This is a genomic window from Streptomyces sp. NPDC055189, assembly GCF_053606765.1.
Map to the genome: position 1 here is coordinate 1 of NZ_JBSGSG010000151.1, position 10,133 is coordinate 10,133.

Sequence of the window (10,133 nt, forward strand, 5' to 3'; positions counted from 1 at the left end):
CGTGCCCCGCTTGGCGGTCAGGACGTACCTCCGGACCGCCAAGCGGGGCAGTGGATTTCCCGGTATCGCCATGGCCCGCGCGCCAGGCCGACCCCTTCTCCCGGCGGCCGCGTCACGCAGGCCAAGTCCGCAACTCGCGCCGCTGTAAACGCAGTTCTCCGCGACGTCAGCGAGCCCTTAGCGGACACTCTGTCCTCCCCGCCACGGCCACGCTCCGGCGGTCCGCGGGCTCCCGGCCGGGCCCGCGTCGTGTCGGGCGCGCCCCGCCCACCGAGCCCGCTATAGATGGACCCCCCCCATTCCGTCTCTCCTGACCCAAGAGGCCCCCATGTCACTGCGCCAGGCCACCACGGTCCTCGCCGCCTCCCTGCTCCTGTGCACCGCCTCGGCCGCCGCCGCATCCGCCGGCCCGAACGAGAGCGTCACCGTCAACCCCACGGGCCGCATCGCCTCGGACGGCACCGTCACCCTCTCCGGCACCTACCGGTGCACGAGCGGCACCGGCCCCGTCTTCGTGTCCTCGTCCCTGGCCCAGGACAATCAGACCGTCCGCCACGGCATCGGCGGCACCCGCGCGACCTGCGACGGCCAGCAGCACTCCTGGACCAACACCGGACGCCCCTCCCCCACCGCCCCCCGGCCGGGCACCGTCAGCGTCGAGGCCACCGTGATGGAACTGGACCTGCGCAGCGGCCTCCCCCTGCCCCGCTTCCACGCCACACAACGCCAGGACGTCACCCTCACCCGTAGCTGACTGCGGCAGTCCGCCCACCACGTGGCTGTCCCTCGGGGCACGTCGCGATAGGGGCAGGCGAGGACGCCCTGCCGGCGTCCGCCGCCCCACGGCGGGCCCGGCACCCCTGTGATCCGTTCAGGTTGCCGACCGCAAACCCGTGAGCGAGCTTGGTGGAAGCAGGCGGCAGGGGCACCGCGGGTGCCCCCGATCCCGGCCGTCCGATCCCCAGGAGGACAGATGACCGACCCTCAGCAGGACCCGAATCAGCAGGAAGGCCCCGCGGACGGCGGCGCGGCGGGCACGCCGGGTGTCCATGACGGCGGTGCCGACGGAGGCGCCGAAGGCCCTGCGGACGGCGGCGCGGCCGGCACACCGGGTGTTCACGACGGCGGTGCCGACGGAGGCGCCGAAGGCCCTGCGGACGGCGGCGCGGCCGGCACACCGGGTGTTCACGACGGTGGAGCCGACGGAGGCGCCGACGGGTCGGGCAGCGGCGTTTGAGTATCCCCCCGGCCCAGCTGCGGGATGCCGGCACGGCAGGTGCCGGCATTCTGCGGTCCCGGCTGACCGGCCTGAGCCGGCAGGACTTCGCCCGCGACGTCTGGGCGCGCACCGCGCTGCTCACCCGCGGCGCGAGCGACTTCGGTGACCTGTTCTCCGCCGGCGCCGCGGACGAACTGATCTCCCGGCGCGGGCTGCGCACGCCCTTCCTGCGCCTGGCCAAGGACGGCGCCACCCTTGGAGAGTCGTCCTTCACCGCGCCCGGCGGTGTCGGCGCCACCATCGCCGACCAGGTCGACGACACCGCCGTGTGGCGCGCGTTCGCCGACGGCGCCACGCTCGTCCTGCAGGCCCTGCACCGCACCTGGGAACCCGTCGCCGACTTCAGTACGCGGCTCGGCACCGAGTTGGGGCACCCGGTCCAGGCCAACGCCTACATCACACCGCCGCAGAACCGCGGGTTCGACGCCCACTACGACGTGCACGACGTCTTCGTCCTGCAGATCCACGGCTCCAAACGCTGGGTCATCCACGAGCCCGTCCACCCCGACCCGCTGCGCGACGAACCCTGGACCGATCACCGCGCCGCCATCACCAGCGCGGCTGCCGGCACACCCCGCATCGACACCATCCTTGAGCCCGGCGACGTCCTGTACCTCCCGCGCGGCTGGCTGCACGCCGCCCGCGCCCAGGGGCAGGTCTCCATCCACCTGACGCTGGGCATCCACACCCACACCCGCTACACGCTGGCCGAGCACCTCACCCGGGCCGCCCTCGCCGTGCTGCGCGAGGACCCCCGTATGCGCCAGGCGCTTCCCATGGGCCTCGACGGGCCCGTCGACGAAGCCCAGATCGACACCGTCCGCGAACACCTCATCGCCGCCCTCGGCCGCGCCGACAGCGCCCCGCTGTTCGACCGTACCCGCCGCAGCCAGGCCCGCCCGGCACCCCTGGGTCCGCTGGCCCAGCACACAGCCCTGCACACCCTGGCGCCCGACACCCCGCTGCGGCTGCGCACCGCGCTGGAGGTACGACTCGACGGCACGCGCCTGACCAGCCGCGCGGGCTCCCTCGACTGCACCCCCGCCGAGCTGCCTGCCCTCACCCGCCTCATCGACGGCCAGACCCGCAGCGCCGGCGACCTCGGCCTCAACCTCGCCGCCCGACTGCTGCGCGCGGGCATCCTGGTCCCCGATACGCCATGACGACGCCCCCGACGGGCGCGGACGGACGCTTCCTGTGCGCGGACGCCGCCCGCACCCGCGGCGACCCCCTCCCCGGCACCGCACCGCACACCCTGACCTGGATCCTGATCGAGCACCCCGGCGGCTGGCCCCCCAACGGCTTCGACGGCCTGGACCTCGACCCCCACACCAAGAGCCTGGTCTACACCGCCGCCCAGGCCATCCGGGCCCGCATCCTGCTGATCAGACGTCCCGGACGCCGTACCACCGGCGGCCCCCACCACTGGGCCGTCCTGCGCCACGACCCTGCCGGCGCCCACCATCAGCAGTGGGGCACCTGGACCCACGACCACGACCTGCAGCACATCACCGAAGACCTCACCACCACCCCGCACGCCCCCGGCCAACCCGGCCACCGGCCCGTCATCCTGGTCTGCACCCACGGCCGCCACGACACCTGCTGCGCGCTGCGCGGACGCCCCGTCGCCCGCGCCCTCACCCGTCACTGGCCCGACCTCGTCTGGGAATCGAGCCACACCGGCGGCGACCGCTTCGCCCCCAACATCCTTATCGCCCCCGACGGCGTCCACTACGGCCAACTCGACCCCGATACCGCCGTGACCACCATCGAAGCGCACCTGGCCGACCGCATCCGCGCCGAACACCTGCGCGGCTACACCGACCTCTACCCGCCCCAACAAGCCGCCGTCACCGCCCTCCTGGCCCGCTTCGGCCCCGCAGGACGCCACCACTACACCGTCACCGACACCACCCGCCTGGCCAACAACCACTGGCGCATCCACATCGCCACCCCACCGCCCGACCCCACCACGATCGACGTCGAGGTCTGCTCCCACCACACGCCACGCACCCAACTCACCTGCAACGGCCCCTCCCCCAGCTCCACGGTCGTCTACGCGGCCACATCCATCCGCACCCGCTGACGCCCCGCGTGCCAAGGGACGATCACTACTCTTAGCGGGTGCTCTCATACGACGAGTTGGCTCCACCGGAGCGTGAACTGTGGAACGGGTTCCCCGAGGGACGCCACATCGACCTGCGTACGGGGGCGGCCGGGGAAGACTCCGTCGCTGAGGGTGGGCGGTGGGGCCCTGAGCGGACGGTCCGGGCCGCGGTGATCGCGGCACTTCTCCTGGGCGCGAACACCGCGCAGCCGGGCGCCGTGGCGTGTCTGCGGCTGGCCGGAGCGCGGATATCGGGGCACCTCAATCTGGCCGGCGCGCAGATCACGTACGCCCTCTGGCTCGAGGACTGCTGGTTCGAGGAGTCGGTGAACCTGCTGGGAGCGTCGACACAGACGCTCGTGATCACGGGCAGCCACGTACCGGGCATCGAAGCCTATGCGGCCCGCATCGAGGGAACGCTCGACCTGCGGCGCTCCGTGGTGCAAAGCCTGGCCGTCTCGCCCTTCAACCATGTGAGCACCGCCCTGTCCCTGAGCGACGCCCGGGTGACCGGCGGCATGCTGCTCAACGGGGCCGAGATCAACGCGCCCGGCGGATGGGCCATGGCCGCCGGCGGCCTGATCATGGAAGGAGGCGTGACCTGCAACGGCGGGTTTGTCGCACGAGGTGAAGTGCGACTGCCGGGAGCGCAGTTGCCGGGCGGCCTTTTCATGCAGGGCGCACGGCTGGTGAGCCCCGGCCCGCGCGGGACGGCGCTCGCCCTGGACAACGCCGTGGGCTCGACGCTCGACTTCTCCGACGGGTTCACGGCGAACGGGACGGTACGAGTGCGGGGCGCCCGCATCTCGAACAACCTGACCTTTGAGCGAGCCGTCCTCAACGGGCCGCCCGGCGGCCACGGCGCGTCCCTGGCCGCCCCCCTGATGCAGGCTGCCGACTTCGACTTCACCCTTGCCCGGCCTCCGTCCGGCAGGGTGGATCTGCAGGGCGCCCAGGTGTCCAACCTCTACGACAGCGACAACGTCTGGCCGGAGGTGGTGGAACTGGACGGCTTCGTCTACGGCTCCATCAAGACGGGCCGGGGCCGCGAGCGCCGGGAGGAAGTGGGGCGACGCGACTCCGTTGCCCGACGGGTGGCGTGGATACAACGCAGCCCCGGCTACAACCCGCAGCCTTACGAGCAGTTGGCAAGCTGGTACCGCAAGGCCGGCCACGACGACGACGCCCGCCGCGTACTCCTGGCCAAACAGCGGCACCGGCGCCGCACTCTGCGCCGGGCCGCGCGCACATGGGGGCACCTGCTCGACGCCACCGTCGGCTATGGCTACCGTCCCTGGCTGGCCGGCATCTGGCTCATCGCACTGACCCTGCTGGGCACGCTGTCCTTCGACGCGCACACCCCCCACCCGGTCAAACAAGGTGAAGGCGCTCCCTTCCAGCCCTTCGTCTACACGCTCGACCTCCTGGTCCCCATCGGCGGTCTGGGCCAGCGCACGGCCTGGTACTGGCCGGACGACGGCCTCCAGTGGCTGGCATACCTACTGATCGCCTCCGGCTGGCTGCTGACAACAGCCGTCATCGCGGGCGTCACCCGCGCCCTGCAGAAGAACTAGCCACCGACACAGCAGCGCAGCCTTCCACCCCGGCCATGTGCGACCGAAGTGCCCGCGCGCAAGACCAGGCCATCACGCTCGCGGCCACGCAAGTCCGAGACACCTGCGGCCTCCGCACCAGCAACACCGGCCACTGAACCCGTCGTACACCCTCAGCCCGCGTGCAGCACCCGGAAGCGACCAAGCTCCGCCGGATCCCGGTCGACGACCTGGATCGGAGCCCCGGCCCACTGCCAGACATTGATGCCCGGCACCCGGGAGAACTCGATCCGACCGCGGGTGCCCTCGACGGCAACACGCGGCCAGGCTTCGGCCGTGCGCGCCCGGTCCGTGCCGCCCCGGCGCAGCGCCTCCGCCAGGACCGTGATCGTGTCGTAGCCCTCGTAGGCCACGAAGGAAGGCTCCCCGGCAGGCCCTTCGCGAAGCGCCGTCCCGACTCGTGCGCCGAGCGGGGTCAGCCGCTCGGGCAGATAGCGCAGGAACGGGACTTCGGCGCCGTCACCGCCCAGCGATGCCGCCCACTCGGGCAACTCCGGCTGGCCCGCCGGCGCACCGATCAGCACCCCGGCCAGGCGCCGGTCACCGCGGACAGCCCGCACGATCGGCACCGCAGGCTCCGGATGGCCCACCAGCAGCAGGAGGGCCGTCGCGCCGCCGGCGGCGAGTTCCTCGCACAGCGCCTCGGGGGTGAGCGCGCTCATGTCGAGTTCGGTGACGGTGCCGCCGCGGGAGGCGAGGCAGTCGCGCAGGATGCGGGTCCCGGCGGCCCAGTAGACACTCGGCTGGGTCGCCACGGCGATATGGCTGTGACCCGCTCCCAGGAGGAAGTCCGCGTAGACCTGCCAGCCGCGCGACTGCGGCGGGGACAGGCGCGCGACCCACTGCGTCGGCTGTTCGGTGAGCGCGTCGAGAACCGACGACGAACACAGGAACGGCAGACCGAGCGCGTCGGCCCTGCCGGCGGCGGCGCGGGCAACGACGCTGTGATACTCCCCCGCCACTGCGGCCATCCCCAGGGCGGCCAGCTCCTCCACGGCCGCCGCGGCCTTCCGCGGATCAGCAGCCGTGTCCCGGACCACCAGTTCAAGGGGCCGTCCGCCGATGCCGCCGGCCGCATTGACCTCACGAACTCCCAGCTCGAGCCCGGCGAGCAGATGCTCCCCCGCCTCGACCCAGCCGGGCCGGCTCAACGGGGCGAGGGCGCCGATGCGGACGGTTGCATCGGCAGCCTGCGCTGTTGCAGGGGACGTTCGCGGCGTGATCATGCGGCATATTGCAACCACCACTGCCGCTGCCCGGCAACCGAATATCCGTGCCGCCCGCCCAACACTCGTGAAGCGGGGGTCAGTCCGACGGCGCCGGTTCCGTGGTGATCAGTCCCTGCCGGTAGGCGACACCCACCACCTCCGTGCGACTCGCCGCTCCCAGCTTGGCCAGGATGTTGGAGACGTGGACGCTGGCCGTCTTGGGGCTGATGAACAGCTCCTCGCCGATCTGCCGGTTGCTGCGGCCCAGGGCCAGGAGGCGCAGTACGTCCTGCTCGCGGGAGGTCAGTACGGCGGCAGCGTCCCTGGCGGGCACCGTCAGCCGGCCGCGGCGCACAAGCGCGTCCAGCTGTTCGCTCAGGAGGGTGGCGCCCAGGCGGTCGGCCTCCTGGCGCACCGCCTCGGCCTCGGCGGCCGCCTCCTCACGACGATCGGCCGCCAACAGCGCCTCGGCGAGGCGCAGTCGGCAACGTGTGCGCTCGTAGACGTTGCCGTACTCGAACGCGGTCACCGCCTTCTCCCAGGCCGCCGGGTCGGGCCCGGACACGGCTCGCGCCCATTCGGCTTCGGCGCGGGCCAGCCACGCCTGTCCCTCCGGCCCCTGCGGCGTGCCGTCCTCGCCGCGGCCGGCCGAGGCCCTGGCCTGTTCCACGAGTTCGGCCGCGGTGTCCGCCCGGCGCTTCGCCCCCTCCTCGTCACCGCGCATCCGCGACCGGACCGCCGAGTCGGCGACCGCGGACAGGGCCAGCGCGGCCAGCCGCACCGTGACGTCGGGCGGCGTCGTCGCGTCCCCGGCGAGGACCTCCAACGTGTAGCGCATCGCCCGCACCGCCTCCTCCACGTCCCCGCGCCAGGCGGCCGCGTCGGTCCGCACGATGCCGACGACCAGCGTGTTCATCCAGTCGAACGGCCCCTCCAGCAGGATCCGGGCGCGCTCGACAGCGGTGAAGTCACCGCGGGCCAGCGCCACGAAAAGACCGGGACCGGAGCCGCCCGCACGGGACAGGGCCGCGGGGTCCTCGGCCGCCTCGCGCGCGCACTCGTCCCACCGGCCGAGCGTGAACAACACCAGTAGCCGCAGATACCGCATCTCCCGCGGATACGGCGCGGACAGCAGGCCGGAACGGCGCGCCCAGTCCAGGCCCTCCGCCGCCCAGCGCAGGCAGCCCTCCAGGTCACCGGATTCGATGCAGCCGACGGCCAGGTTGAACAGGGCGCGCATCTCCACGGGCGCGTTGCCCGACCGCTGCGCCAGAGCGCGTGCCTCCTGCAGCTGCGCCCTGCCCTCGGGGGTTCGACGGTTGCTGTCTCCCCCGTGGAACATGATCGAGATCAGGAGGTCGGCCCGCGCGTCGTCGATTCCCAGTTCCCCGGCGATGTGCAGCGCCTGTTTGCCGACCCGCATTGCGTTGTCGGCGTCGTCCTCGACTCCCATGCGGGCGGCGATCATCACGTAGGTGGCTGCCGCCCACACCCAGGTCGCCGAAGGGGGGTCGGCGGGGATCAGGGCAAGGGCTTCTCTGCTGTGGGCGAGGGCGGCGGGCAGGTTGTCGACGTTCAGCAGGTTCCCGGCGAGGGTGTAGCGCACCCGGGTTGCCAGCTCCAGGTCGGCGTCCTGGCCTAGGCCCGCAAGGGCGGATCGGGTGAGGGAGACGGCCCGGTGCGATTCCCCGGCATGAGCGGCCGCCGCGGAGGCGCGCAGGGTGAGGGTCACGGCATCGGTCCCGGCGGGCCGGTCGGAGGCGCCGACCGCCGACCACAGGTCGAGGGCCGCCTCGATGTGCCGCAGCTCCTCGGCGGGGGCGCCGACGCGCTGGGCGTGATCGGCGGCCTCCAGGGAGGCGGCGAGCGCCTCGGGCAGGTCATGGCTCTCGCGGTAGTGGTGGGCGCGCTCGGCCGCGCTGCCGGACTGGCGGCCCCGCCCGGCGAGCAGTCGGGCGAACATGCCGTGCAGCCGGGCCCGTTCTCCCGGCAGGAGGTCGGCGTAGACCGCCTCGCGCGCGAGCGCGTGCCGGAAGGAATAGGTGTCGCCGTCACCGGGCACGAGCAGCTGGCGCCCCACGGCCTCGCGCAGCACCGCCTCAAGACCCTCCTCGGGCAGCCCGACGGCATCGCGCAGCAGATCGTGGCCGACGCGGCGCCCGGCGACGGCCGCGGTGCGCAGCACCTGCTGGGCGGTGTCGGACAGCTGCTCGAACCGGATGAGCAGTACGTCGGCAAGGCCGCTGGGTACGCTGCCGGCCGGCGCGTCCGTGGCCGCGACCAGTTCCTCCGCGTAGAAGGCGTTGCCCTCGGCGCGCTCGACGATCCGGTGCACGGCGGCGTCCGGCAGGGTCTTGTCGCGCAGGGAACGCACCAGGCGGGCCACGTCCGCGTCGGGCAGCGGCCGCAGTTCGAGGCGCTCCACGGCGGGCAGCCGCACCAGCTCGGCCAGCAGCGGGCGCAGGGGGTGGCGGCGGTGCAGGTCATCCGCCCGGTAGGAGGCGAACACCGCGAGCCGGTGGTCGTGCGGGCCGCCGGTGGGCCGCTGCAGCACATTGCGGCTGAGCAGGAAGCGCAGCAGGTCCCTCGATGACTGATCGGCCCAGTGCAGGTCCTCCAGGACCAGCAGCAGCGGCGCGATGTCGGCCAGTTCGGCCAGCAGCGCGGCCACGTCCTCAAAGAGCCGCAGCCGCCTGTTCACGTCCCCCGCGCCGTCCGTACCGCCGCCGAGCAGCCCTTGCGTCACCGGGTGACCGTCGAGGACGGGGGCGAACCGCTCGTCCGCGGCCAGCGCGGCGAGGATCTCGGTGAAGGGCAGATATGGCAGTCCCACGTCGCCCAGGTCGACGCAGTGTCCGGTGAGGACGGTCATCCCGGCCGCGGCGGCGCGTCCGGCGACCTCGTCCAGCGCCCGCGTCTTGCCGACCCCGGCGTCCCCGGAGATCAGTACCGCGCGGGCCTCGCCGTCGCGGGCGCGCTCCAGCACTCCGGAAAGACGGTCGAGTTCGTCTTCCCGGCCGACAAGTTGGCTGGTGAGCTGGGTATTGGTGTGCGGCACAATCCACATCCTGGCACATGGGTTCGGCATGCCTGCCTGGCCAGAGGCACCGCATACGAAGCGGCCGAGCTGATGCATCTGGCGCCGTGGCTCCCGCGCACCTCCGCGGGCTCCCCGCCTGGTCGCGCCGTATCCGCGGCGGGCCATCGCACGGACGTCAACCGCGATGACATGCACGGCACTTGGGCACGTAGGCTCCCCACGTCAGCACCCGATCCTGCCCGTTTCCACGCCGCACTGACTTCATTCTCGGAGGCGACATGAGCAGCGCCCTTCTCGTCATGGACGTCCAACGCGACATCGTGGACGTCGTCGACGACGGCTCCGGATACCTGCCACGCCTGCGCAGGGCGATCGACGGGGCCCGGGCGGCGGGTATACCCGTGATCTACGTGGTCATCGCCCTGCGTCCCGGTTTCCCGGACGTCGGCACGCGCAACAGGGCCCTCGCCGCCATCGCACAAGCCGGCCTCTACGTCGAAGGAGCCCCCGGCACCGAGATCCACCCCGAGGTCGCACCCCGGCCGGGCGAGGTGGTGGTCACCAAGAAGCGGGCCAGCGCGTTCTCGGGCAGCGATCTCGACGTGGTGTTGAGAGCCCGCGGCATCGACAGCCTGGTGCTCACCGGGATCGCCACCAGCGCTGTCGTGCTGTCCACCCTGTGCCACGCGAACGACCTGGACTTCGGTCTCACCGTCCTTTCCGACGGCTGTCTGGACCCCGACCCAGAGGTGCACCGGGTCCTCACCGGGCGGCTCTTCCCGCAGTGGGCGGATGTCGTCGGCGTCGACGACTGGGTCAACGCGCTCTCGCCGCAATAGTCAGGCCGGGCCGGTGCGCGCGGCGGGCGCGGCGCCGACGTCGGCGC

At 72.7% G+C, this 10,133-nt stretch carries 8 protein-coding genes; 6 read left to right on the top strand and 2 right to left on the bottom strand.

The window, feature by feature from the left end:
• The first annotated feature begins 328 nt into the window (after positions 1–328).
• The 5 genes from ACWFR3_RS45595 (at position 329) to ACWFR3_RS45615 (ending at position 4,960) form a co-directional block, all read left to right on the top strand.
• On the top strand, positions 329–754 hold the full coding sequence (locus tag ACWFR3_RS45595) for a DUF6299 family protein (protein ID WP_453740623.1): 426 nt from the start codon (positions 329–331) through the stop codon (positions 752–754).
• A 219-nt stretch (positions 755–973) separates the two neighbouring features.
• Positions 974–1,237, top strand: coding sequence for a BatC protein (locus tag ACWFR3_RS45600; protein ID WP_453740624.1), 264 nt, complete (start codon positions 974–976; stop codon positions 1,235–1,237).
• Positions 1,234–2,442: a cupin domain-containing protein gene (locus tag ACWFR3_RS45605; protein WP_453740625.1), complete on the top strand. Its 1,209-nt coding sequence runs from the start codon at positions 1,234–1,236 to the stop codon at positions 2,440–2,442. The genes ACWFR3_RS45600 and ACWFR3_RS45605 overlap by 4 nt, the downstream gene beginning before the upstream one ends.
• Positions 2,439–3,365: a sucrase ferredoxin gene (locus ACWFR3_RS45610; protein ID WP_453740626.1), complete on the top strand. Its 927-nt coding sequence runs from the start codon at positions 2,439–2,441 to the stop codon at positions 3,363–3,365. The genes ACWFR3_RS45605 and ACWFR3_RS45610 overlap by 4 nt, the downstream gene beginning before the upstream one ends.
• A gap of 38 nt (positions 3,366–3,403) precedes the next feature.
• Positions 3,404–4,960 (top strand): oxidoreductase, encoded by a 1,557-nt coding sequence (locus tag ACWFR3_RS45615; protein WP_453740627.1) that lies wholly within the window; start codon positions 3,404–3,406, stop codon positions 4,958–4,960.
• A 152-nt stretch (positions 4,961–5,112) separates the two neighbouring features.
• Here ACWFR3_RS45615 and ACWFR3_RS45620 read toward each other — a convergent pair whose 3' ends face one another.
• Entirely contained in the window at positions 5,113–6,225 is a 1,113-nt protein-coding gene (locus ACWFR3_RS45620; protein WP_453740628.1) for an ABC transporter substrate-binding protein, read from the bottom strand.
• A gap of 79 nt (positions 6,226–6,304) precedes the next feature.
• Positions 6,305–9,274: a helix-turn-helix transcriptional regulator gene (locus ACWFR3_RS45625; protein WP_453740629.1), complete on the bottom strand. Its 2,970-nt coding sequence runs from the start codon at positions 9,272–9,274 to the stop codon at positions 6,305–6,307.
• A gap of 251 nt (positions 9,275–9,525) precedes the next feature.
• On the opposite strand from ACWFR3_RS45625, the gene ACWFR3_RS45630 reads away from it, so the two are divergent.
• Positions 9,526–10,086, top strand: coding sequence for a cysteine hydrolase family protein (locus ACWFR3_RS45630; RefSeq protein ID WP_453740630.1), 561 nt, complete (start codon positions 9,526–9,528; stop codon positions 10,084–10,086).
• The last annotated feature ends 47 nt before the right edge of the window (positions 10,087–10,133 follow it).

Excerpts from the sequence above, each read along its gene's own strand:
- ACWFR3_RS45625 (WP_453740629.1), bottom strand. The coding sequence starts at position 9,274 with ATGTGGATTGTGCCGCACACCAATACCCAGCTCACCAGCCAACTTGTC.
- ACWFR3_RS45600 (WP_453740624.1), top strand. The coding sequence starts at position 974 with ATGACCGACCCTCAGCAGGACCCGAATCAGCAGGAAGGCCCCGCGGAC.
- ACWFR3_RS45610 (WP_453740626.1), top strand. The coding sequence starts at position 2,439 with ATGACGACGCCCCCGACGGGCGCGGACGGACGCTTCCTGTGCGCGGAC.
- ACWFR3_RS45630 (WP_453740630.1), top strand. The coding sequence starts at position 9,526 with ATGAGCAGCGCCCTTCTCGTCATGGACGTCCAACGCGACATCGTGGAC.
- ACWFR3_RS45620 (WP_453740628.1), bottom strand. The coding sequence starts at position 6,225 with ATGATCACGCCGCGAACGTCCCCTGCAACAGCGCAGGCTGCCGATGCA.
- ACWFR3_RS45595 (WP_453740623.1), top strand. The coding sequence starts at position 329 with ATGTCACTGCGCCAGGCCACCACGGTCCTCGCCGCCTCCCTGCTCCTG.